Source organism: Methylobacterium sp. 13MFTsu3.1M2 (genome assembly GCF_900112625.1).
GTDB lineage: Bacteria > Pseudomonadota > Alphaproteobacteria > Rhizobiales > Beijerinckiaceae > Methylobacterium.
Genome location: NZ_FOMM01000015.1, coordinates 44,897 through 66,414 on the forward strand (window position 1 = coordinate 44,897; position 21,518 = coordinate 66,414).

Annotated in this window: 23 protein-coding genes; 10 read left to right on the forward strand and 13 right to left on the reverse strand. The window is 74.4% G+C overall.

Translation table 11 applies throughout. The features are described from left to right. The first annotated feature begins 222 nt into the window (after positions 1 to 222). The 6 genes from hisS (at position 223) to BM314_RS16010 (ending at position 6,111) form a co-directional block, all read left to right on the forward strand. Entirely contained in the window at positions 223 to 1,770 is a 1,548-nt protein-coding gene (gene hisS, locus BM314_RS15985; protein WP_056533631.1) for a histidine--tRNA ligase, read from the forward strand. A gap of 92 nt (positions 1,771 to 1,862) precedes the next feature. After that, a complete protein-coding gene (locus BM314_RS15990; RefSeq protein WP_091680942.1) occupies positions 1,863 to 2,105 on the forward strand; it encodes a hypothetical protein in 243 nt (80 codons plus the stop codon). A 174-nt stretch (positions 2,106 to 2,279) separates the two neighbouring features. Further along, the gene (locus tag BM314_RS15995; RefSeq protein ID WP_020094053.1) at positions 2,280 to 3,422 is read left to right on the forward strand and encodes an ATP phosphoribosyltransferase regulatory subunit; all 1,143 of its coding nucleotides are present in this window, start codon (positions 2,280 to 2,282) and stop codon (positions 3,420 to 3,422) included. Beyond that, entirely contained in the window at positions 3,419 to 4,411 is a 993-nt protein-coding gene (hisG, locus tag BM314_RS16000; protein ID WP_091978950.1) for an ATP phosphoribosyltransferase, read from the forward strand. The genes BM314_RS15995 and hisG overlap by 4 nt, the downstream gene beginning before the upstream one ends. 23 nt (positions 4,412 to 4,434) lie before the next feature. Then, a complete protein-coding gene (locus BM314_RS16005; RefSeq protein WP_091978952.1) occupies positions 4,435 to 5,286 on the forward strand; it encodes a LysR family transcriptional regulator in 852 nt (283 codons plus the stop codon). A gap of 96 nt (positions 5,287 to 5,382) precedes the next feature. Continuing rightward, a complete protein-coding gene (locus tag BM314_RS16010) occupies positions 5,383 to 6,111 on the forward strand; it encodes a cysteate racemase (RefSeq protein ID WP_091978954.1) in 729 nt (242 codons plus the stop codon). Positions 6,112 to 6,121: 10 nt separating this feature from the next. On the opposite strand, the gene BM314_RS16015 is transcribed toward BM314_RS16010, so the two are convergent. The 3 genes from BM314_RS16015 to BM314_RS16025 all read right to left on the reverse strand — a co-directional run bounded on the left by BM314_RS16015 (position 6,122) and on the right by BM314_RS16025 (position 8,183). Continuing rightward, a complete protein-coding gene (locus BM314_RS16015; RefSeq protein ID WP_020094049.1) occupies positions 6,122 to 6,487 on the reverse strand; it encodes a lysozyme inhibitor LprI family protein in 366 nt (121 codons plus the stop codon). Positions 6,488 to 6,552: 65 nt separating this feature from the next. Beyond that, the gene (gene hemJ, locus BM314_RS16020) at positions 6,553 to 6,984 is read right to left on the reverse strand and encodes a protoporphyrinogen oxidase HemJ (protein WP_020094048.1); all 432 of its coding nucleotides are present in this window, start codon (positions 6,982 to 6,984) and stop codon (positions 6,553 to 6,555) included. 8 nt (positions 6,985 to 6,992) lie between these two features. After that, a complete protein-coding gene (locus BM314_RS16025) occupies positions 6,993 to 8,183 on the reverse strand; it encodes a uroporphyrinogen decarboxylase (protein ID WP_091978956.1) in 1,191 nt (396 codons plus the stop codon). A 487-nt stretch (positions 8,184 to 8,670) separates the two neighbouring features. On the opposite strand from BM314_RS16025, the gene BM314_RS16030 reads away from it, so the two are divergent. Next, a complete protein-coding gene (locus BM314_RS16030) occupies positions 8,671 to 9,501 on the forward strand; it encodes a pyruvate, water dikinase regulatory protein (RefSeq protein ID WP_020094046.1) in 831 nt (276 codons plus the stop codon). Between the two features lie 113 nt (positions 9,502 to 9,614). Here the strand turns inward: BM314_RS16030 and BM314_RS16035 are convergent, their stop codons facing one another. The 9 genes from BM314_RS16035 to BM314_RS16075 form a co-directional block, all read right to left on the reverse strand. Beyond that, entirely contained in the window at positions 9,615 to 10,124 is a 510-nt protein-coding gene (locus BM314_RS16035; protein ID WP_042672382.1) for a hypothetical protein, read from the reverse strand. A 179-nt stretch (positions 10,125 to 10,303) separates the two neighbouring features. Beyond that, the gene (locus tag BM314_RS16040) at positions 10,304 to 10,774 is read right to left on the reverse strand and encodes an EF-hand domain-containing protein (protein WP_170868125.1); all 471 of its coding nucleotides are present in this window, start codon (positions 10,772 to 10,774) and stop codon (positions 10,304 to 10,306) included. A 101-nt stretch (positions 10,775 to 10,875) separates the two neighbouring features. Beyond that, positions 10,876 to 12,129, reverse strand: coding sequence for a hypothetical protein (locus tag BM314_RS16045; RefSeq protein WP_244539959.1), 1,254 nt, complete (start codon positions 12,127 to 12,129; stop codon positions 10,876 to 10,878). Between the two features lie 41 nt (positions 12,130 to 12,170). Then, positions 12,171 to 13,091: a tetratricopeptide repeat protein gene (locus BM314_RS16050; protein WP_042672380.1), complete on the reverse strand. Its 921-nt coding sequence runs from the start codon at positions 13,089 to 13,091 to the stop codon at positions 12,171 to 12,173. After that, the gene (locus tag BM314_RS16055; protein WP_091926962.1) at positions 13,091 to 14,020 is read right to left on the reverse strand and encodes a VWA domain-containing protein; all 930 of its coding nucleotides are present in this window, start codon (positions 14,018 to 14,020) and stop codon (positions 13,091 to 13,093) included. The genes BM314_RS16050 and BM314_RS16055 overlap by 1 nt, the downstream gene beginning before the upstream one ends. Before the next feature lie 100 nt (positions 14,021 to 14,120). Next, the gene (locus BM314_RS16060; protein ID WP_170868126.1) at positions 14,121 to 15,146 is read right to left on the reverse strand and encodes a VWA domain-containing protein; all 1,026 of its coding nucleotides are present in this window, start codon (positions 15,144 to 15,146) and stop codon (positions 14,121 to 14,123) included. After that, positions 15,143 to 15,634 (reverse strand): DUF4381 family protein, encoded by a 492-nt coding sequence (locus BM314_RS16065; RefSeq protein WP_091978961.1) that lies wholly within the window; start codon positions 15,632 to 15,634, stop codon positions 15,143 to 15,145. The genes BM314_RS16060 and BM314_RS16065 overlap by 4 nt, the downstream gene beginning before the upstream one ends. Before the next feature lie 51 nt (positions 15,635 to 15,685). Further along, positions 15,686 to 16,555 (reverse strand): DUF58 domain-containing protein, encoded by an 870-nt coding sequence (locus BM314_RS16070; protein ID WP_170868127.1) that lies wholly within the window; start codon positions 16,553 to 16,555, stop codon positions 15,686 to 15,688. 146 nt (positions 16,556 to 16,701) lie between these two features. Further along, a complete protein-coding gene (locus tag BM314_RS16075; protein WP_091978963.1) occupies positions 16,702 to 17,739 on the reverse strand; it encodes an AAA family ATPase in 1,038 nt (345 codons plus the stop codon). Between the two features lie 269 nt (positions 17,740 to 18,008). Between BM314_RS16075 and BM314_RS16080 the strand changes: the two genes are divergently transcribed. Further along, the gene (locus BM314_RS16080; protein ID WP_020094035.1) at positions 18,009 to 18,719 is read left to right on the forward strand and encodes an MgtC/SapB family protein; all 711 of its coding nucleotides are present in this window, start codon (positions 18,009 to 18,011) and stop codon (positions 18,717 to 18,719) included. 62 nt (positions 18,720 to 18,781) lie between these two features. Here the strand turns inward: BM314_RS16080 and BM314_RS16085 are convergent, their stop codons facing one another. Continuing rightward, the gene (locus BM314_RS16085) at positions 18,782 to 19,114 is read right to left on the reverse strand and encodes a hypothetical protein (protein ID WP_020094034.1); all 333 of its coding nucleotides are present in this window, start codon (positions 19,112 to 19,114) and stop codon (positions 18,782 to 18,784) included. Positions 19,115 to 19,461: 347 nt separating this feature from the next. Between BM314_RS16085 and BM314_RS16090 the strand changes: the two genes are divergently transcribed. Then, entirely contained in the window at positions 19,462 to 20,322 is an 861-nt protein-coding gene (locus tag BM314_RS16090; protein ID WP_091978965.1) for a C40 family peptidase, read from the forward strand. A gap of 136 nt (positions 20,323 to 20,458) precedes the next feature. Then, entirely contained in the window at positions 20,459 to 21,460 is a 1,002-nt protein-coding gene (ispH, locus tag BM314_RS16095) for a 4-hydroxy-3-methylbut-2-enyl diphosphate reductase (protein ID WP_091926965.1), read from the forward strand. The last annotated feature ends 58 nt before the right edge of the window (positions 21,461 to 21,518 follow it).

Consider the following 21,518-nt stretch of genomic DNA (forward strand, 5'->3'; position numbering starts at 1 on the left):
GTGGCGCTGCCTGGATCGCTCGCTCCGCCCGCAAGGACGACATTGCTGGATGATCGGGCTGGATGATCGGGCTGGATGATCGGGCGGCCAGAGCGCCCGCAAACCGAATTCCCCTTTCGCCCGGCATGCTCTAGAGCCCGGCCGCAGGATCTCCGCCCGCCGGAGACGATCGAAGATTCGATGCGGGACCCGGATTCCGGGTCCGCGAGAGCGAATGCGCCCATGTCCAAGCCCGAGACCCCGAAGGCCGAGAAGGCCGAGACCCTGAAGCCCCGCCTGCCACGCGGCTTCGTCGACCGCCGCGCCGGCGAGATCGCCGCGCAGGGGCGGATGCTGGAGACGATCCGCAGGAGCTTCGAGCTCTACGGGTTCGAGGCCCTGGAGACGCCGTTCGTCGAGTACACCGAGGCCCTGGGCAAGTTCCTGCCCGACCTCGACCGTCCGAACGCCGGCGTGTTCTCGTTCCAGGACGACGACGAGGCGTGGCTGTCGCTCCGCTACGACCTGACGGCGCCGCTGGCCCGGTTTGTGGCCGAAAACTACGACGGGCTGCCCAAGCCCTATCGCAGCTACCGGGCCGGCTACGTGTTCCGCAACGAGAAACCGGGGCCGGGCCGCTTCCGCCAGTTCATGCAGTTCGACGCCGACATCGTCGGGGCCGGCAGCGTCGCGGCCGATGCCGAGACCTGCATGCTGATGGCCGACACGCTGAACCGCCTCGGGCTCGGCGGCCAGTACGTGGTCAAGGTCAACAACCGGAAGGTGCTCGACGGCGTCATGGAGGCGATCGGGCTCGCCGGTCCCGACAAGGCCGGCCAGCGCCTCACGGTCCTGCGGGCGATCGACAAGCTCGACCGGCTCGGCGTCGACGGGGTGCGCGACCTGCTCGGCGGCGGCCGCAAGGACGAGAGCGGCGACTTCACCAAGGGCGCCGGCCTCGACGCCACGGCGATCGGCCGGATCCTCGCCTACGTGTCGTTCCAGGCCGATGCCGGCGACGGCGCCGACAAGGTGGCGTTCTGGGAGAAGTTCTTCGCCGGCTGGCACGAGGCGGTCGGCGATTCGGAGACCGGCCGCGAGGGCATCGCCGAGCTGCACGCGATCATGCGCCTCTGCGCCGCCGCCGGCTACGGCCACGACGTGATCCGGGCCGATCCGAGCGTGGTGCGCGGCCTCGAGTACTATACCGGCCCGGTCTACGAGGCCGAGCTGACCTTCCCGGTCACCAACGAGGACGGCCAGACCGTGCGCTTCGGCTCGGTGGCGGGCGGCGGGCGCTACGACGGCCTCGTCGGGCGGTTCCGGGCCGAGCCGGTCCCGGCCACCGGCTTCTCGATCGGCGTCTCTCGGCTGTTCTCGGCGCTCCAGCTCGTGGGCAGCCCTCTGATCGCCGGCGCCGAGGCCCCCGGGCCGGTGGTGGTGCTGGTCCTCGACCGGGAGAACATGGCCGATTACCAGCGGCTCGTCGCGCTCCTGCGCGCCGACGGCATCCGGGCCGAGCTCTACCTCGGCGCCGCCGGCATGAAGGCGCAGATGAAGTACGCCGACCGCCGCCGCGCGCCCGTGGCGGTGATCCAGGGCTCGAACGAGCGCCTGGCCGGCGAGGTCCAGATCAAGGACCTGATCGAGGGCGCCCGGGCGGCCGAGTCCATCGCCAGCAACGCCGAGTGGAAGGCCGCGCGGCCCGCGCAATTCTCGTGTCCCGAGGCCGACCTGGTGGCGCAGGTCCGCGCCGTGCTGGCCCGGCATTTTCCGTCAACGGAGATCTGAGACACTCGCGCATCGAACCGTAAGTCGAACCGCACGTCGAACGCAGAGGCTCCGGCGGCGTTGTCGTCGGTCGGTGCCGCGGAGATGTCGGGATGCGCGCGAAGATCCTCGTCCTGTCCTTCGGCCTGGTCTGCGCCGGCGCGGGACCCGTCTGGGCCGCCCGGCCGGTCCTCGGCCGGCTGCCCAGCGCCGTCGCGCAGGCCACGCCCGGGACCGGCAGCGCGCCGATCCTGAGCGCCGGGATGGCGGGGGCGCCCGCCCTGACCGTGCTCGCCCGCCGCAAGCCGGTCCGGCGCCCGCGCGGCGCGCGCCTCGGCAGCCTCCGGCCGCTCTGAGCTGCTCTGAGCCGGTCCGATCACTGACGCCGTAGCGGAATCCGGCCGCGGCGCGGGGTCTGCGCAGTCCTGCGCGGCGCGCCGGCCCCACGCTTTCCGGGTGCGTGTCGCCAAGTCCGGTCGCGGTTGCTACAGAGCGCCCGCGAGGTGGATTGCCCCGCGAGGTGGATCGCGATGACACGACCGGAGGCGGGCGAGACGGGGGCGGGGGACGCGGCGCGCGCGCGGCTCTCCGCGCATCTGGCGGCGGCGGGCTACCGGCCGGTGACGCCGCCGGTGCTGCAGCCGCTGGAGCCGTTCCTCGAACTCTCGGGCGAGGATATCCGCCGGCGGATCTTCGTCACCCAGGATGCGGGCGGCGCCGAGCTGTGCCTGCGGCCCGAATTCACCATCCCGGTCTGCCGCCTGCACCGGGCGGAGGCCGACGGGCAGGCGGCCGATTACAGCTATTGCGGCCCGGTCTTCCGGCTCGCCGCCGACGAGCCCGACGAGTTCTTCCAGGCCGGCATCGAGTCGATCGGGCGGACCGACACGCCGGCGGCCGACGCCGAGGTGCTGGGCCTCGCCCTGGAGGGCCTCGCCCTGTTCGGCCGGACCGACCCGGCGGTGCGGCTCGGCGATATGGGCCTGACCGTGGCGCTCCTCGACGGGCTCGCGGTCCCGCCCGCCGCCAAGCGCCGGACGCTCCGGGCGCTGGCCGCCGGGCGCTCGCTGGACGCCGTCACCAACGGCGCCGAGGGCACCCGTCCCGAGGATCCCCACGCGGGCCTGCTGGCGGCGATCCAGGGCCAGGACCCGCGGGGCGTGCGCGCCTTCGTGGAGGACGTGCTGGCGATCGCCGGGATCTCGGCGGTGGGCGGGCGCAGCGCCGGCGAGATCGCCGAGCGCTTCCTCGCCAAGGCCGCCGCGCAGGCCCATGGCGGCGCCGGGCTCAACACCGAGAACCGCGCGCTCCTCGACCGCTACCGGGCGATCGCCGGCCATCCGGACGCCGCCGCCCGCGACCTGCGGGCGCTCGTCGCCGACGCGGGCCTGCGGCACGACGCCCTCGCGGCCGCCCTCGACCTGTTCGAGGAGCGCACCGGCTTCATCGCGGCCCGCGGCCTGCCGATCGAGCGCTTCCGCTTCCAGGGCGGCTTCGCCCGCAACCTCGACTACTACACCGGCTTCATCTTCGAGGTGACCGAGCGGGACGGCCCGACCCTGGTCGGCGGCGGCCGCTACGACGGCCTGCTCGGCCATCTCGGCAGCCCGGCGCCGTTGCCGGCGGTGGGATGCACCTTCTGGATCGAGCGCGTGGCGGGAGCCGGCCGATGAGTGCCTCGGACGCGGCCGCCATGCCGCTGATCCTCGCCGTCCCGTCCAAGGGCCGCCTGCAGGAGAATGCCAGCGCGTTCTTCGGCCGGGCCGGGCTGAAGCTCGCGCAGGGCGCGGGCGCCCGCGACTACCGGGGCAAGCTCATCGGCGTGCCCGACGTCGAGGTGCGCTACCTCTCGGCCTCCGAGATCGCCGCGCAGCTCGCCTCGGGCGCCGCCCATCTCGGCGTCACCGGCGAGGACCTGATCCGCGAGACCCTGCCGGACGTGCGCGACCAGGTCGAGCTGCTGACGCCGCTCGGCTTCGGCAACGCCACCGTGGTGGTGGCCGTGCCCCAGGCCTGGATCGACGTGCGCGACATGTCCGACCTCGACGAGGTCGCGGCCGGCATGCGGACCCGCCACGGCCGGCGCCTGCGGGTCGCCACCAAGTACGTGAACCTGACCCGCCGGTTCTTCGCCGAGAAGGGCGTCGCCGATTACCGGATCGTCGAGAGCCTGGGCGCCACTGAGGGAGCGCCGGCGGCGGGCTCGTCCGAGATCGTGGTCGACATCACCACCACGGGGGCGACGCTCTCGGCCAACGCCCTGAAGGTGCTGGACGACGGCATCATCCTGCGCTCGGAGGCGAACCTCGTCGCCTCGCTGAAGGCCCCCTGGGGCGAGGGCCAGCGGGCCGCGCTCCGCACGGTGCTCGGCCGCATCGCCGCCGAGGAGCGCGCCCGGACCACCCGCGAGGTGCGCGCCGCCCTGCCGGAGAGCGGTACGATCGACCTCGCCACCCTGGCGGGCCTGCACGAGGCCGAATTGCCCTACGGCGCGCCGCGGGGGCCGGAGGGCGAGATCGTCCTGCGCTGCCGCGAGGCCGCGGTGTTCGAGCTCGCCGGCGCCCTGGTCGAGGCCGGCGCGCGGGCCGTCACGGTGCGGCGGGTCGACTACGCCTTCGCGGCCGAGAACCCGCTGGCGGAGCGGCTCCTGGCGCGGCTCTGAGACCGCCGCGCGATGGAGCCGAGATGGAGCTGAAATGGCTCGAGGACTTCCTGAGCCTCGCGCGCACCGGCAGCTTCTCGCGCTCGGCGGTCGAGCGCCACGTCACCCAGCCGGCCTTCGGCCGCCGCATCCGGGCGCTCGAGGGCTGGCTCGGCGTCGCGCTGGTCGACCGCAGCACCTACCCGACGGCCCTGACGCCGGAGGGCCGGCTGTTCCTGGAGACCGCCGAGGAGACCGTGCGGCGGCTCCACGGCAGCCGCGACGCGCTCCGCGCCCGGATCCGGCCGCCGCCGCGGACCGTTTCGGTGGCGGCGCTCCACACCCTGGCGCTGACCGTCTTCCCGGGCTGGTTCCGCGACGTCGAGGCCCGCACCGGGCCGCTCGGCAGCCGGCTCCTGCCGGACGATTTCCACGCCTGCGTGCAGGCGCTGGCCGAGGGCGGCTACGACCTGCTGCTGACCTACCACCATCCCCTGGTGCCGATCCCCCTCGACCCGGCCGCCTTCCCGCACTTGACCATCGGCCGGGACAGCCTCGTGCCGGTGCACCGGCCGGGGCCGGCCGCGGACCGGCCCGGACTCGGCTACCCCCGGGACTCGTTCCTGGGCCGGGTCGCGGCGCTCGCCGGTGACGGGGCGGCGGCCGCCCACGTCAACGAGAACGCCATGGCAGAGGCCCTGAAGTTCATGGTCCTCGCGGGCCACGGCCGCGCGTGGCTGCCCGAGAGCCTCGTCGCCCGCGAGCTCGCCGACGGCAGCCTCGTGGCGGCCGGGCCGGGCACGCCGCTGGAGATCCGGCTCTATCGCAGGGCCGGGCGCGGCGGCGCGGTCGCGGCGGTCTGGGCCGCGGCCGCCGCCCTGGCGGCCGAACTCTAGGAACCGGTGCCAGATCGGCATGGCCGGTGCCGACACGGCATTGGATTCCTGCCCCGCCGCGGCCCATCACGGCGGCCGCGACGGTCGGAGGCGGCGATGCTCGGTGTACTCGGCGGGATGGGCCCGATGGCCACGGTGGATTTCCTGGCCAAGCTCGTGCGGGCGACGCCCGCGGGGCGCGATCAGGACCACATCCCGACCCTGGTCTGCTCGGCCGTCGACATCCCCGACCGCGCCGACGCGATCCTGGGCACCGGCCCGGACCCGCTGCCGGCGCTCCGCGCCGCCCTGGCGCGGCTCGAGGCCGGCGGCGCCACCCGGATCGCGATCCCCTGCAACACCGCCCATCACTGGCACGCGGCGCTGCAGGCCGCGACCGCCCTGCCGATCCTCCACATCGTCGACGCGGTGGCCGAGACCCTGGCCGAGACCCTGGCGCGGACCGGGAGCGGCGGCCGGATCGGCCTGCTCGCCACCGACGGCACCCTGCGGTCCGGGCTCTACCCGGAGCGGCTGGCGCGGCACGGGCTCGCGTGCCGCGCACCCGATGAGGCGGGTCAGGCCGCGGTGTCGGCGGCGATCCGGCTGGTGAAGGCGCACCGGGTGGCCGAGGCGACGCCGCTGCTGGAGGCGCAGGTCCGGGCGCTGGCCGAGGCCGGCTGCGACCGGGTGGTGATGGCCTGCACGGAGATCCCGCTCGCGCTCGCCGGGAGCGACCCGTCGGGCCTGCTGGTCGACGCCACCGAGGCGCTGGCGCGCGCCTGCGTGGCGGCGTGCCGGCCGGATTGCCGCGTCGACGCCGCGGCCCTGCCGCGCGCGGCCTGAGCGCGGGACCTCACGGGCCCTGCTTGGCGAATTCCGCCAGGACCCCGCGCAGGACCTTCAGCCGGGCGTCGTAGGCGGCCGTCAGGCAGCCGACGTCGCCGCCGCAGGCGCGACGCTCCGTCAGCCACGCCTCCTGGTCGTCGCGCAGCTTGGCCTGGCCGCCCATCGGAAGCACGCTCTTCAGGATCTCGAACCGGGTCGCCATCTCGACGTCCCGGTCGTTGAGGGGGAGATGGGCGCAGATCGCCTTCTCGTCGGGGGCCTCGGCCCTGTCGCACGGGAAGCTCGCGGCCCGGGCGGGGGACGCGGTGATCGCGCCGGCGACCGGGCCCGCGAGGGCGGCCAGCGCGAGGGCGAGGACGAGAGGCTTCGACATGGCCTCCCAACGGGCCGGCCGCGGAAAGGCTCCGGCCGGGATCACAGGATCGCGGGATCGCGGGATCAGAGGCCCGGCTTGACGATCGCCAGGATGACGATGCCGATCATCAGCAGCGTCGGCACCTCGTTGAGCACCCGGTAGAACTTGTGCCCGCGGGTGTTCCGGTCGGCGGCGAAATCCTTGACCATCCGGGCGAGCCAGCCGTGGATGCCCGACATCGCGAGCACCAGCGCGAACTTCGCCTGCAGCCAGACGCTCGCGTAGAAGCCGCTCATCCAGGCGAGCGCCAGCCCGAACACCCAGGTGGCGATCATGGCGGGGTTCATGATCGCCTTGAGCAGGCGGCGCTCCATCACCTTGAAGGTCGCTGACTGCGCCTCCGCGCCGGGCGGCAGGCTCGCGTGGTAGACGAACAGCCGGGGCAGGTAGAGCATCCCGGCCATCCAGGCGATCAGGCTGATGACGTGGAGGGCCTTGATCCAGTCGTACAGCACGCGCGGCCTCAGCTCTGGCCGCGCAGCCGCGCGAGCATCCGCTCGACATGGGCCACCGGCGTCTGCGGCGTGATGCCGTGGCCGAGGTTGAAGATGTGCGGCAGGCCGGCGGTCGCCTCGAGCACCGCGTCCACCGCCGCATCGAGGGCCACGCCGCCCGCGATCAGCGTGTCGGGATGCAGGTTGCCCTGCGTGACCGACGCGGCCGGCACCGTCTGCCGCAGGGCCTTCAGGTCCACGCCCCAGTCGACGCCGACCGCGTCGGCGCCGGTCTCCGGCACCACCCGGGCGTGGCCGTCGAGGCCCGAGCCGCGGGCGAACACGATGATCTTCGCCCCCGGCACCCGGGCGCGGACGCCCGCCACCATGCGGGCGATCGGCCGCAGCGACCAGCGGGTGAGGGCATCGGAGGCAGGTGCGCCCGGCAAGGCGCTCTCGGCGACGTCGCCGACGGGCTCGACCGTGCCGCCCGAGGCCGGAACGGCAGAGGGCACGGCGCGCGGCAGGGTGCCGGCGTGGGACTCGAAGATCTGCACCGCGTCGGCGCCGGCCTCGAGCTGGCGCACGAGGTACTCGGTCTGCACGGCGACGAGGCGGTCGATCAGGGTGTCGACCAGGGCGGTGTCGCCCTCGGCGAGCGCCCGCGCGGGGGCGAGGTCCGGCGTGCCGCGGCCGCCGATCATGTAGCTCGCCACCGTCCAGGGCGCGCCGCAGAAGCCGAGCAGCGTGGTCTCGCCCGGCAATTCGGCCCGCAGCCGCGTCACCGTCTCGAAGACCGGCGCGAGGTGGGTCATGATCGCCGGGTCGCCGGCCTCCCGCAGGCGCGCGAACGCGTCCCGACCGTCGAGCGGGTCGAGGCGCGGTCCCTCGCCCTCCACGAAGCGCACGTCCTGGCCGAGCGCGTGGGGGACGACCAGGATGTCGGAGAACAGGATCGCCGCGTCGAAGCCGAAGCGCCGGATCGGCTGGAGCGTCACCTCGACGGCGAAGTCCGGGCTGTAGCAGAGGTCGAGGAACGAGCCGGCCTCGGCCCGGGTCGCCCGGTATTCCGGCAGGTAGCGCCCGGCCTGGCGCATCATCCAGGCGGGGGGCGGCCCGATCGCCTCGCCCTCGAGGACCCGCAGCACCTTGCGCTCGGACGTCGTCCCCGACGTCGTCTGCCCGGGCTCGCGCTCCGTCCCCGTCATGGTCGCTCCCATCCCGTATCCCTCACCCCGCATGCCCGTCGGCGGGCGTCCTGTCGAGTCGAGGCGCGCCGATCCCCACACAGGCCCCTTCGAAAAGATAAGAGAGAATCTTGGAGTCTGTTTTTTCTTCTGGGGGGCCGAATCTCGGGGGCACAAAAGCGTCCACAGGCGGTCCCCGCCGCCGCGCCGTTAACGGGGCTTTAAAGGATTTCCGCCAACTTGCGAGAACCGGATGGTCCGACAGCGCCTTGGCAACGCCGAGTCGTGTACGGGCGCCGGATTCGCGGCCGATTCGTCCAGAGAGCCGGATTCGGCGCGTCCCGATCATCTGCCTGTGAACGGCGGAGTCGACAGCGCGCACCGGGATCGCCCTGGACCGGCCCGGCGGGGCATCCTATCCACACTCATCGACTCCCCTGGCGGCCGGCGGTGGACAACGTGGGCGCCGCGCGAGGCGACCGCAAAGTCGGCTGCGAGGTCGACCGCAGAGGCGATCGGAATGGGCCGCAGCTACTTCCACCTCCACCTCGTCTCCGACTCCACGGGCGAGACGCTGATCAATGTCGGGCGCGCGGCCGCCGCCCAGTACGAGGGCGTGTCGGCGATCGAGCACGTCTACCCGCTGGTGCGCTCGGCCGCGCAGCTCGACCGGGTGATCTCGGAGATCCGGGCCGCGCCGGGCCTCGTCCTCTACACGCTGGTGGGGGGCGACCTCGGCGAGCGGCTGGAGGAGGTCGCCCGGGAGACCGGCTCGCCGTGCCTGTCGGTGCTGCGGCCGGTCCACGACCTGCTGCGCGCGTATCTCGGCGCCGAGACCACGGCGCGGCCCGGCGCCCAGCACATGCTGAACGCCGAGTACTTCAAGCGCATCGACGCGATGAACTTCACGCTGGCCCACGACGACGGCAACCTGCCGGACAATCTGGAGGAGGCCGACGTGATCCTGCTCGGCGTCAGCCGGACGTCGAAGACGCCGACCTCGATCTACCTCGCCAATCGCGGGCTCAAGACCACCAACCTGCCGCTGGTGCCGGGCATGCCGCTGCCGCCGGCGATCGAGCGGGCCCGCAAGCCCCTCGTGGTCGGCCTGTTCGCGTCGCCAGAGCGCATCGTGCAGATCCGGCAGAACCGGCTGTCGAGCCTCAACGCCGACGAATCGTCCCTCTACGTCGACCGCTCAGCGGTGGCGGACGAGATCACCATGTCCCGCCGGCTGTTCACCAAGAACCGCTGGCCGACGATCGACGTCACCCGCCGGTCCATCGAGGAGACCGCCGCGGCGATCGTCGACCTCTACCGCGACCACCGGCTGAAGTTCATCGCCGACTGAGGCGGGGCCTCCGAAGGGCCCAGCCCTTCGGCGGGGTCCGGCCGTCCCCCCGAGGACGGGGGCGGGCCGGCGGATGCAGGCGGCGCGCGGATCGGTTCGCGCCGCCGCTGGCGTCAGCGCGCGTAGGCGAAGTGGCTGCGCTGCTCGATCTGGGCCGCGTAGAAGTCCTCGACGACCTCGCGGACCACCTCGGCCAGCTCGTCGCCCCGGTGCTCGTCGAGCTGGATGTCGCTGCCGACCGTCCGGCCGATGGAGCAGCTCGCCGCCCCCGGCACGAGGCGCTCGTTGTAGCGCTGGTTCAGGCCCGAGACCGAGATGTAGTTGCTGCCGCCGAGTTCCGGACCGTACTTGATCTTGATCTTCTGCTCGGACTCGGTGCCGCGCAGCTGCGCGCACAGGCTGATGAAGTTGTCCTGATCGATCTTCGCCTCGAGGCCGGTGATGCTGCCGTGGACGTTGTCCTCCTCGTTGAGGACCTCGGCCATCAGGTTCAGCACGCCCATGACGGGCTGGAGCGCCCGGGACCCGTCCTCGAGCAGCTTCCGCCGGAAGTCGTTGCTGCGCTCGTCGGCCGCCTGCAGCCGCGCGCGAAACCTGTCCTTGACCTCGTTGGCGCGTGCCATCGCGCTCCTCCCTGGTGGTTCACCCGATGCTTTACCGCTCGGATAACCGAAACCTACGAGGCCAATTCAGATGACGCAAGATAGTGCAAAATATTGATGCCTGCTCAGAACGTGAGCCGTTGCACAGGAATAATACTTGCTCATGAACTGTGCAACGGCGGCAGCTCCGGGAGGCGCGCTTACTTCAGGAGCTGAAGGAGGCTGCGCCCCGCCGGAGTCTTGAGCTCCTCGGCGTCGAGGGTGCCGTCGTTGTCGGGATCGGCCGCCTTGAAGCGCTGCTCGACCAGGGCGAGGTATTCCTTGCGGTCGAGGGTGCCGTCGGAATCGGTGTCGGCGGTCTTCAGGTCCTTCTTGCTGAGCCGGCCCTTCAGCTCCCTGGCGTCGACGGTGCCGTCCTTGTCGGTCTCGGCGGCGTCGAAGACCTTGCCGGCGGCGGCCTGGGCCTCGGCCAGGTCGATCGTGCCGTCGTGGTCGGTGTCGACCATCTTCAGCGCGCGCTCGGTGCCGGAGGACCGGGCGAGGGCCGCCGACGGCAGCGCGGCCGGCAGGACCAGGAGGGTCACGAGGGCGGTGGCGAGGGCGACGGTCGGGGCGCCCATGGTCGGGCGGCGCGTGGCGGCGCGGGCGGATCGGTGCGGGGTCGCGGGCATGGGGCTCTCCGGTGCCGGTCGGTTCCGGCAGCCCAAATCCCGGTCCCGGCTTGCGTTCCCGCGCCCGCCTTCACGAGATGCGGAGCCGCGCCGCGCCGCGCTCAGCGGACCGGGCCGTCGAGCGGTGCGAGCCGGTCCGCCGCGGGGGCCGCGGCTTCCCCAGGCGCGGCGCGCGACAGGGCTTGGGCCAGGGCCCGGAGATCCGGGACGGGCGCGCCCGCCGCGCCGAAGACCGCCCGGTCGAGGGCCGCGAAGGCGGCCGCGAGGTCGGGCCGCGCCCGCCAGGTCCGGGCGAGGTCGGGGGCGTCCCGCTGGGCCGCGTCGAGGGCCGCGCGGAACCCGGCCGGGTCGCCGGCCCGGGCCGCCGCGCGTAAGGAGCGCCGCGCCGCGCCGGAGAGGCGCAGGCGCGGCCGCCCGAGGCCGAAGCCGATCAGCGCGAGGCCCAGCCCGAAGGCGGCGAGCGCCGAGGCGGCGACGACGAGGGGCGAGGGGATCGCGGGGGGCGCCCGCTCGGTCTCGCGGTCGGGCAGGCCGCCGCCGATCTGCCGGGCCGGGATCTCGGTCTCGCGCATCGTGCGGGTGTTGGTGTCGAACCACGGGATCGCGATGGCGTCGAGGGGGATGATCTCCGGCACGCCGGGCTTCACGTCCCACTGGTAGGTGGCCCGCGCCACGGGTCCCGAGGGCGTCAGCAGCGTCTCGCGGGTGACAGGGCCCGCGAAGGTGATGATGCCGCGGGTGCGCATGACCGGCCGGGGCGGCAGGCCTTCGGCGACCATGCCCTGGGCCTCCAGGGTGACGATCCGGCGGGTGGTCTCGCCGACCTTGATGGTCTCCGGGTCCGGGCTCCAGGAATCGGTGATCGCCACGTCCTTGGCGGGCAGCCACCAGGGCTCCTTGGCGTCGGGGCCGCCGGTGGGCTCGGTCCAGGGTGCGACCGGGAAGGGGATCGGCTTCGAGCGGACCTCGACGACCCGCCGCTCGCCGACATCGTTGACGGTGAGCTTGTGGACGAACGGCTCGATGGTGAACTGGCCGGCATGGTGCGGGAAGACCGCCACGGTGCGGTCGAACGCGATGGCGCTCTGGCCGTCGGGGAGCTTGGTCCGGCTCCAGTGGTCGCGGCCGAGCTGCGTCCACGAGAAGTTGGCGAGGGAGGGCTGCACCACCTCCTCGAGCAGGATCGGCTGCTTGTAGACCCCGTGGATCTTCAGCAGCACCATCTCGCGGGGGAAGGGGGCGCTGTTGCCGTTGAGCTCCGCGGTCACCGTCAGCGTGAGGTCGCCCGGCTCGATCTCGGCCCGGGCGGGCAGGGGGCCTAGGAAGGGCGCGAGGAGGATGAGGGCGCGGGTCAGGGCGCGGGTCAGGGCGCGCCGCTCGGAAACGCCGAAAACACTTACCACGGGTTGCTCCCGGCGGGGATCGCGGTGCCGGCCTCGACCCGGCGGGTCTGCTCGGCGCGCAGGCGCAGCTTGAGATAGCGGCCGGGATCGTCCGGCAGGGTCTGGAGCCAGAGCCGGTCCGGGCGGATCTCGTGGGCCTCGAAGCTCTTGGTCACCCGGCGGACCTCGCGCTCGGGCGCCTCGGCCACCATGGCTGAGCCGCCGCCGGTCCGGCCGCGGCCGGCGGCGTCGCCGGCCGAGCCCCGGGCCTGGCCCTTGCCGGCGTCGATCGACTGCTGCTCGGCCTTGCCGCGGCGGGCGACCTTGCTGTTGCCGGGCAGCGACGCGCTGGCGTTCGATTCCTTGTTGCCGGCGAGACCCTCGCCGCTGGAGGCGGCGTTGATGTCGTTGTTCTGGTCCTGGTTGGCGGTGTTGTTGTAGCGGGCGCCGTACTGGGCGGTGCCGTTGGCGATGCCGCCGCCGGGCCCGCGGTCGATCACCTCGGCTCGCATCCGGGCGATCAGCGAGCGGTTGGCCTGGGCGTCGGCGTCGCGGGGGTTGAAGCGCAGGGCCTCGTCGTAGGCCGCGAGCGCCCCGTCGAGGTCGCCGGCCCTGGCCAGAGCGTTGCCGAGATTGTAGCTCGCCCGCCGCCCGCCGGCACGGAACAGCGCGACCGCCTCCTCGTAGCGGCCGGCCTCGTAGAGCGCGGCGGCGCGCCAGGCCGGATCGACGAACACGTCCGCGGCTAGGCCCGGCAGGCCGAGACCCATCAGCAGCCGCCCGAAGCCGGTGCGGGGCTGCGAGACCGCGAGCAGCGCCAGGAGGCCGATCCCGGCGAGGGCGAGGCCGGCGATCCGGGCGAGCCGCCGCCAGCGCGGCGGCAGGCCGGCCCGGAGCGGGGCGGCGAGGCCGGTCTCGGGAAGGGTCAGCCGCATCACGCGCTCCTGCGGAACAGCAGCAGCGCCGGCAGCGCCGCCAGCAGCAGCAGCCAGCGCCCGAGATCCGCGTAGGCCAGGACGCCGTAGCCGCCCGCCGCGAGGTGCTGGGCGAGGCCGGCCCCGACCGCGTCGAGCACCGGGCCCGGGGTCGCGATGTCGGCGGCCGTGCCGCCGCCGGCCCGGGCGAGGGCGTCGAGGGCGGTCCGGTCGGGCTTCGGCGCGCCGGGCGGCAGCGGCTTGTCGGCCGGGACGTAGAGGGCCTGGAGCCGCCAGCCGTGCTCGGCGATGGCGCGGGCCTCGCGGGTGGCGGCCTCGCCGATGCCGTCGCCGTCGCTGATCAGCACCACGTCGGCCGCCACCACGCTGGCCTCCGCGAGGGTGCGGCGGGCCAGCGCCAGCCCGCGCTCGGGGTGCGAGCCGCGGTCCGGCACCGTGTCGGCGTCGAGGGCGAACAGGGTGGTGCCGAGGCTGTCGCGGTCCGTGGTCGGGGAGGCGGCGAGGTAGGCGTCGCCCGCGTAGACCACGAGGGCGACCGCCCGGGTGCCGGCGGCCTCCGCCACGGCGGCGGCGGCCTGCCGGACGCCCTGGAGGTTGCCGCCCTCGGTGACCGACCGCGACAGGTCGACGACGAGCACGGTCTCGTCGAGGTTGCGGAAGGTCCGCCCGTCCGCCCGCTCCACCGCGGGGCCGGTCAGCGCCAGGGCGATCAGCCCGGCCGCCAGCGCGGCGGCGAGGTTCGCCTGCCGCCGGCCGCCGAGGACCGCGCCGGCCCGGGCGAGATGGGCCATCAGCGCCGGGTCGACGGCCCGGGCCCAGTCGCCCAGCGGCGCCGAGCGCCACGCGGCGCGAAGGGCCAGCAGGACCACGACCGGGATCGCCAGGAACCACCAGGGGCGCAGGAGGGCGACGGCGTCGAGGGCGCTCATCGGGCGGACCCTCCGACCCGCATTCCCGCCCCCGAGGCCGGCGCCGCGCCCCGGCACCGCGGGACGCGGGGGAGGGTCGGGGGCGCGGGGTATCGTACCATCACGCGCCCCTCCGGCTGGCCAGCAGGAGCGCGGCGCTGAGGAAAGCCAGGGCGGCCGGCCAGGGCCAGAGGTCCCGGCGGAGCGGCAGGGGCGGGGCGAGGGCGCGGCCGCCCTCCAGCCGGTCGATGGCGTCGGCGACCCGGACCAGATCCTCGGTGGTGCGCACCCGGAACGCCTCGCCGCCGCTCGCCCGCGCCATGTCGCGCAGGGTCTCGGTGTCGACCACGTCCTGCTCGCCGTCGGCGTCGGCCATGTCGCGGGGCCCCAGGGCGATCGTGTAGACCTTGATGCCGAGTTCCTTGGCGAGCTCCGCCACGTCCTTGGGGGCGGTCTGGCCGGCATTGTTGGCGCCGTCCGACAGCAGGATCACGGCCTTCTCGCCCGGCCTGGCCCCGGCGGCGTCGCCCCCGGCGTCCCGCGGGTCCAGCCGGCGCAGGGCGAGCCCGAGGCCGTCGCCGATCCCGGTGGAGCGGCCGCTGATGCCGATCGTGGCCTCGTCCAGCGCCCGGGCGACCGCCGCGGTGTCGAAGCTCGGCGCCGCCGCCACGTAGGCCTGGTCGGCGAAGATCACGAGGCCGATCCGGTCCCCGGCCCGGCGCCGGATGAAGTCGGTGCCGACGCGCTTGACCGCGGTGAGCCGGTTCACGGTCTCGCCGTCGAGGGCGAAGTCGCGCCGCTCCATCGAGCCCGACAGGTCCATGGCGATCATGATCTCGCGGCCCGAGGCCGGGAGGGCGGCCGCCGGCATGACGAGGCGCGGGCCCGACAGCGCCGCCACCAGGGCGATCCACAGCGTCCAGGTGAGCAGCGCCCGCCGCCGGCCCCGGGCCGCGCGGTCGGCGCCGGCGCGCGCGCCGGCCACCAGGGTGGCGGGCACGCGCAGGGCGCCGCTGCCGCCCTCCGGCTCCGCCGGGATCAGGCGCGCGGCCAGCAGCGGCAGGGGCAGCGCCAGCAGCGCCCAGGGCGCGGCGAGGTCGAAGGCCGACAGGAGCGCGCTGAGCCACGCGGGCAGGAATCCGCTCATGCCCGCAGCCGCCCGATCAGGCGGGCGAGCTCGGCGTCCAGGGCGTCGAGGTCGGGATCCTGTCGCCGGTACAGCCCGTCGGCGAGCACCCGGCCGGCGCCCCGGGTGAAGAAGTCGGTCCGGAACAGCCCGTCCAGCCGGGCCGCCCAGGCCGCGCCCGCCGCCCGGGTTCCGAGCCCTGCCCCGGCCTCGCCGGACCGGTCGAGGGTTCGGTCGAGTCTGCGCAGCAGCCGGGCCTGGGCGACGAGGCGCGCCTCCGGGTTGAGGCCACGGCTCCGGGCGAGCTCGGCGAGCGCCGCCCGGCGCAGGGTGGCCCGCGCCCGGCCGCGCGCGTAGCGCACGAGCCCGACCAGCAGGGCGGCGAGGAAGCCCAGGGCGGCCGCGGCCACGACCTCGCCCTGCACGGCGCCGGCGGCGCCTCCGGGCAGGTGCAGGCCCCGGAGCTGGTCGAGGGACAGGGGGATCTCGGCGGGCGCGACGGGATTCATCGGGTCGCGCCGCGGATCAGGTCGCCGGGGATCGCGCCGCCGGGTCCGGCCTCACAGCACGGCATCGAGGCGCTCCATGAGCGGCGCGTAGGCCTCCGGGCCGGTCTCGACGTCGAGGCGCACGCCCGCGATGCCGCGGCGGGCGTAGTCGGCGAGCCGGGCCTCGGCGGACGCGTCCGCCTGTTCTCCCGCGGTCGGCAGCGCGGTCCCGCGGCGGCCGTCCGCGAGGGCGAAGGGGTAGTAGCCGGGCGGCCGGGCGCGCTCGAAGGCGTCGCTCACCAGGATCAGCCGGATGGCGATCCGCTCGGCGAGCAGCGTCAGGAGCTCGTCGAAGCCCGGGCCGGGATCGTCCAGGGCGCTGGCGATGACGAGGTGGCCGCCGGCCGGCAGCAGGCTGCGGGCGAGGCCGAGCGTCGCCTCCAGCGGCGGCTCCGCGCGGGCCGGCGCGCCGGATTCGGCCGCCAGCGCGTCGGCATGGGCCTGGGCGAGGGCGCCGGTGACCGCGATCATGGCGCGCTCGCCGCCCGCCGGCCGCAGCACGGTCGGCGCCCCGGCCGCGGCGACCGCGAGGCCGACCCGGCCGCCGTCGGCGGCGACCCGCCAGCCGAGCAGCGCCAGGGCCTCGGCGGCCGCCACCGAGCGCAGGGCCCGGCGGGTGCCGAACAGCATCCCGGGCCGGAAATCGGCGAGCAGCACCACGGCGCGGTCGCGCTCGTCGTGGTGGGTGCGGACGTGCAGCTGCCCGGTGCGGGCCGTGGCGTTGCGGTCGATGAAGCGGCGGTCGTCGCCCTCGGACCAGAGGCGGACGTCCTCCGGCTCCGACCCGCGCCCGCGGCGCCGGGTGACGATGCCGCCCGGCAGGCCCGCCAGCGTCCGGGTGGCGGGCGCGGAGCCCCGCCGGGCGAGGTGGCGCAGGCCCATCAGGGCCTCGCCCGAGAGGTGGATGCCGTGCTCGGCGCGGTCTCGCCCCGCCTCTCGGGCGGGGAAGGGGCCCCCGGCGGTCGGGCCGACCGCCCCCGCGGCGGGGAGAGGGGATCTGCGCCGCGCCTGCCCGAACCCGAACACCGTCAGAGCGCCCGCACCCGCTGCACCAGCTCGCCGACGAGGCCGCGCGCCGTCCGGCCCTCGGCGGCCGCCCGCCAGGTCAGGCCGATCCGGTGGGAGAGGGCGTCGCGGGCCAGCTCCGCGACGTCCTCGGGCGTGACGTGGTCGCGCCCCCGCAGCCAGGCCCGGGCCTTGCCGGCCATCATCAGCGCCAGGGTGCCGCGGGGGGAGGCCGGGTGCTCGATCATGGCGCGCAGGTCCGGGGCGGCCGCATCGGTGCGGGTCGCCGCCACCAGCCGGACGAGGTAGTCCTTGAGGGCCGGCGACACGTAGGTGGCGAGCGCCGCCTCCCGGGCGGCGCGCACGTCCGCCAGCGACAGCCGCACGGTCATCGCGTCGACGTGGTGGGTGATCTCGCCCTCCACGAGGTCGAGGATCGCCCGCTCGGTGGCCTCGTCGGGCATGTCGACCACGACGTGGAGGAGGAAGCGGTCGAGCTGCGCCTCCGGCAGCGGGAAGGTGCCGGCATGCTCGATCGGGTTCTGGGTCGCCACGACCATGAACGGGTCGGACAGGCGGTGCGTCGTCCCCGAGACCGTCACCTGCCCTTCGGCCATGGATTCGAGGAGCGCCGACTGCACCTTCGGAGGGGCGCGGTTGACCTCGTCCACCAGCACGAGGGCGTGGAACAGCGGCCCGGGCAGGAACTCGAAGGTGCCGCTGTCCTGACGCCAGACGGTGGTGCCGGTGAGGTCGGCCGGCATCAGGTCCGGGGTGCACTGGATGCGCGCGAAGGAACCGTCGAGGCCGTCGGCGAGGCGCTTGACCGCGCGGGTCTTGGCGAGCCCCGGCGCGCCCTCGATCAGCAGGTGCCCGCCGGTGAGGAGCCCGATCAGCAGGCGCTCCACGAGGCCGGCGCTACCGATCAGGCCGCGCTCCAGCCCCTCGCGCAGCGCCATGACGCGGCCGTGCAGGGCGGTGTCGGGCGTGCTGCTGGGCCCTTTGTCGGGTGCGGTGTCGGGCCTGCGTTCGGCGAGGGCGCCGCTTGTGGCGCCGCTCATGCGGAGAACGATCCGGCGCGGAGCGGATCCGCCCGTCGGGCCATGTCCCGGGCCATGTTCCGGGCCTTGTCCTGGGCCTTGTCCTGGGCCGTGTGCTGCATCCTGCACGTCTCCTCGGCCGGGTCCCGGATTCTTAAGGGATCCTCAGGCTCTTGCCGGTGTGCCCGCTGCCCGGTGCGGCCGTCAATCCCGCTCCGGACACGCTTTCCGGTTGGGACCGGGCCATGGTGTCACGGTTCCGTCACCTCCCCGCTTTCATGAGACGGTGGATGACCAGCTACGCCGCCCTCCCCGAAGAACTGAAATCCGCGATCGGCCTGCTCGTGGCCTTCGTGCTGGGCACGATCATCGGGGCCGAGCGGCAGTACCGGCAGCGCACCGCGGGCCTGCGCACGGCGGTGCTGGTCGCGGTCGGGGCCTCGGCCTTCGTAGATCTCGGCATGCGGCTGACCGGGCCGGACGGGGGCGTCCGCACGGTGGCCTACGTGATCTCGGGCATCGGCTTCCTCGGCGCCGGCGTGATCATGAAGGAGGGGATGAACGTCCGCGGCCTCAACACGGCCGCGACCCTGTGGTGCTCGGCCGCGGTCGGGGCCTTCTGCGGCGCCGACCTGCCCCTGGAGGCGGTGTTCGTGATGGTGACGGTGCTCGCCTGCAACACGGCGCTCCGGCCGCTGGTGAACGCCATCAACCGCGCGCCGATCCGGGAATCCGCCACCGAGGCGACCTACGAGGTCCAGGTCACCACGGCGCCCGGCGAGGCCGGGCCGGCCCAGGACATGCTGGTGGAGCGCCTGGAGGCGGCGAACTACCCGGTCGGCAGCGTCGAGATCGAGGAGCGCGGCGAGAGCGCGGTCGACGTGGTGGCGACGCTCACGGCCAGCGCCGTCAAGGCGGAGGAACTCGACGCCGTGACCAACGAGCTGGCCCGCATGCCCGGCATCCGCCACGCCACGTGGTCGGTGCAGACCGCCGACTGAGCGCGGCGCGCGGGCGGGGCGGCGATCCCGAGGGCGCGCCCTCCGGCAGGTGACCCGGGCCGTCAGCGACGCGGGTCGAGGGGCCGGCTGCGGCGCTCGATCACCACGGTCGGGCGCGTGCGGCGCTCCACCACCACGGTGCGCGGGGCCCGGCTCGGGCTCGCCTGGGTCAGGATCCGCTCGGGGGTGCGCTCCGGCTTGGCCTTCTTGGCCGCCAGGACGTGGGGGCGGACCTCGTCGGCCGGCAGGCCCATCAGGCCGGCGGCGATCTCGACCTGCTGCTCCACGTCGTCCGCGAGATCCTGCGCGGCGGCGACCGCCTCGCTCACGGTGGGCGGCTCGCGGCGGACGCGGATCGGTGGCAGGTCGGCGAAGCTCTTCTGCGTCTTCTTCACGGGGCGACTCGCGGTCTTCATGCACCAGACATAGCGCCTTCCGGGCAGGTTGTGCAGTGCATCAAAAACGTGTGATGGGCGCCTCCCGCACATGTCTCGCCGGCGGGTGACGCAGAGGTGACGCGCGGATGATGCGCAGGTGACCCGGATGTGATGCCGGCTGCCGCACGCTTGGGCAGCCCCGGACCGCTTCGGGCACCCGGTGCCCGATCTGCCGGACTTTCGGGCGACCCCGCGGGCCAGTGCCGGCTGCTCCGGTCCGGAGACGCGCCTCCGTGCGTCATAGTGGCGCGGTCCGGCGGGCCCGCGCTTACCCGCGCTTCAACTCAGCATGGTAGGGTCCGCGGATGACCGAGAGCCTCGATCCCCGGCTGACCCCGGCCCGGCCGCACGTCGCCGATCTCCGCCTGCGGGACCGCGTCGCGGCGGCGCGCTACGTTGCCGGCACGCCGCGGCGGGTGACATCGCCGTCGGCGCCGCTGCGCCGCGCGCCCGCCGCCGACGCGGGGCTCGACACCGAGGCGCTGCTCGGCGACGCGGTCGATCTCTACGACACGGCGGACGGCTTCGCCTTCGTGCAGCTCGCCCGCGACGGCTACGTCGGCTACCTGCCGGCCGAAAGCCTCGGTCCGGCCGATCCGGAGCCGACGCACCGCGTCACCGCCCTGCGCACCTTCCTGTATCCCGAGCCGGACCTGAAGCGGCCGGTCCTCGGCCATCTCAGCCTCGGCGCACGCCTCGCCGCGACGGGGGAGGCGGGCGCCTACCTGGAGACGCCGGGCGGCTACGTGTTCGCCCGCCACTGCGCGCCCGTCGACGCGCGCGAGCCGGACTACGCCGCGACGGCCGCGCGGCTCGCCGGGACCCCCTATCTCTGGGGCGGCCGCACCAGCCTCGGGCTCGACTGCTCCGGCCTCGTGCAGCTCTGCCTCGACGCGGCGGGGCTGCCCTGCCCGCGCGACGCCGACATGCAGGAGCGGGCCCTCGGGCAGGCGCTGACGTTCGACCCCGCGCGCCCGGAGGTCGCGGGCCTGCGCCGGGGCGACTTCGTCTTCTGGCGCGGCCATGTCGGGCTGATGGTCGATCCCGAGACGCTGATCCACGCCAACGGCCACCACATGGCGGTCGCCGCGGAGCCGCTCGCCGGGGCGGTCGCCCGCATCGCGGCGCACAGCTTCGGCGCCGTGACGGGAATCCGGCGGCTCTGAGGGAGCCGGCGCGGGTCCCATTCCCGCGGCAATCGTGCTACAGAGGGGCCACGGAGCGGTTCCGCTTCCCTCTTCCCGCCCGGTTCCTGGGCCAGTCCTGTTGACAGGACAGCCCCGCCCTCGCCACATCCCCCGCATGACCGCCGATATCGCGACCCCCGAGCCCGTCCCGGGCACCGCCGGCAAGCCGCCGCTGGAGATCCTGCTCTGCGCCCCGCGCGGCTTCTGCGCCGGCGTGGTGCGGGCCATCGACGTCGTGGAGCGGGCGCTCGCCATCTACGGGCCGCCCGTCTACGTCCGCCACGAGATCGTGCACAACAAGTACGTCGTGGAGAGCCTGAAGCGGAAGGGCGCGGTGTTCGTCCGCGAGCTCGACGAGGTGCCGGACGGCGGCGCCCCGGTGATCTTCTCCGCCCACGGCGTGGCCAAGACCGTGCCGGCCAACGCTGATTCGCGCGGGCTGACGACGATCGACGCCACCTGCCCGCTGGTGACCAAGGTCCACCGCGAGGCCGAGATCCACCACAAGCGCGGCCGCCACGTCCTGCTGGTCGGCCATTCCGGCCATCCCGAGGTGGTGGGCACGATGGGCCAGCTGCCCAAGGGCTCGATCACCCTCGTGGAGGATCTCGAGCAGATCGCGGCCCTGACCCCGGACAATCCCGACAACCTCGCCTGGGTCACCCAGACGACCCTGTCGGTGGACGACACCCGGCACATCGTCGACGCCCTGAAGAAGAAGTTCCCGAACATCACCGGGCCGCACAAGGACGACATCTGCTACGCCACCACCAACCGCCAGGAGGCGGTGAAGCAGGTGGCGCCGCTGGTCGACGCCCTGATCGTGGTCGGCTCGTCGAACTCGTCGAACTCGCAGCGCCTGCGCGAGGTCGCCGAGCGCGTCGGCTGCCCGATCACCCGCCTCGTGCTCCGCGCCGAGGAGATCGACTGGCCGGCCTTCGAGGGCATCCGCAAGCTCGGCCTCACGGCCGGCGCCTCGGCCCCCGAAGTCCTGGTCGAGGAGATCATCGACGCCTTCGCGGCCCGCTACGACGTGATGGTCGACACGGTCTCGACCGTGATCGAGGACATGGTCTTCCCGCTGCCGCGAGAGCTGCGCAGCGAGGCCGCCGAGTAGGCGGTCCGGTCCGACAGCGCCGACGCCCCGGGCTCGGGGCGCGCGGCAGGCTTTATGC

Bases quoted from the DNA above. Each gene is read 5' to 3' on its own strand.
- BM314_RS16090 (WP_091978965.1), top strand. From the start codon at position 19,462: ATGACCGAGAGCCTCGATCCCCGGCTGACCCCGGCCCGGCCGCACGTC.
- BM314_RS16055 (WP_091926962.1), bottom strand. From the start codon at position 14,020: ATGAGCGCCCTCGACGCCGTCGCCCTCCTGCGCCCCTGGTGGTTCCTG.
- hisG (WP_091978950.1), top strand. From the start codon at position 3,419: ATGAGTGCCTCGGACGCGGCCGCCATGCCGCTGATCCTCGCCGTCCCG.
- BM314_RS16040 (WP_170868125.1), bottom strand. From the start codon at position 10,774: ATGCCCGCGACCCCGCACCGATCCGCCCGCGCCGCCACGCGCCGCCCG.
- BM314_RS15995 (WP_020094053.1), top strand. From the start codon at position 2,280: ATGACACGACCGGAGGCGGGCGAGACGGGGGCGGGGGACGCGGCGCGC.
- BM314_RS15990 (WP_091680942.1), top strand. From the start codon at position 1,863: ATGCGCGCGAAGATCCTCGTCCTGTCCTTCGGCCTGGTCTGCGCCGGC.
- BM314_RS16075 (WP_091978963.1), bottom strand. From the start codon at position 17,739: ATGAGCGGCGCCACAAGCGGCGCCCTCGCCGAACGCAGGCCCGACACC.
- BM314_RS16035 (WP_042672382.1), bottom strand. From the start codon at position 10,124: ATGGCACGCGCCAACGAGGTCAAGGACAGGTTTCGCGCGCGGCTGCAG.
- BM314_RS16010 (WP_091978954.1), top strand. From the start codon at position 5,383: ATGCTCGGTGTACTCGGCGGGATGGGCCCGATGGCCACGGTGGATTTC.
- BM314_RS16030 (WP_020094046.1), top strand. From the start codon at position 8,671: ATGGGCCGCAGCTACTTCCACCTCCACCTCGTCTCCGACTCCACGGGC.
- BM314_RS16060 (WP_170868126.1), bottom strand. From the start codon at position 15,146: ATGAGCGGATTCCTGCCCGCGTGGCTCAGCGCGCTCCTGTCGGCCTTC.
- hisS (WP_056533631.1), top strand. From the start codon at position 223: ATGTCCAAGCCCGAGACCCCGAAGGCCGAGAAGGCCGAGACCCTGAAG.
- BM314_RS16015 (WP_020094049.1), bottom strand. From the start codon at position 6,487: ATGTCGAAGCCTCTCGTCCTCGCCCTCGCGCTGGCCGCCCTCGCGGGC.
- BM314_RS16070 (WP_170868127.1), bottom strand. From the start codon at position 16,555: ATGGGCCTGCGCCACCTCGCCCGGCGGGGCTCCGCGCCCGCCACCCGG.
- BM314_RS16080 (WP_020094035.1), top strand. From the start codon at position 18,009: ATGACCAGCTACGCCGCCCTCCCCGAAGAACTGAAATCCGCGATCGGC.
- BM314_RS16050 (WP_042672380.1), bottom strand. From the start codon at position 13,091: ATGCGGCTGACCCTTCCCGAGACCGGCCTCGCCGCCCCGCTCCGGGCC.
- ispH (WP_091926965.1), top strand. From the start codon at position 20,459: ATGACCGCCGATATCGCGACCCCCGAGCCCGTCCCGGGCACCGCCGGC.
- BM314_RS16005 (WP_091978952.1), top strand. From the start codon at position 4,435: ATGGAGCTGAAATGGCTCGAGGACTTCCTGAGCCTCGCGCGCACCGGC.
- BM314_RS16065 (WP_091978961.1), bottom strand. From the start codon at position 15,634: ATGAATCCCGTCGCGCCCGCCGAGATCCCCCTGTCCCTCGACCAGCTC.
- BM314_RS16025 (WP_091978956.1), bottom strand. From the start codon at position 8,183: ATGGGAGCGACCATGACGGGGACGGAGCGCGAGCCCGGGCAGACGACG.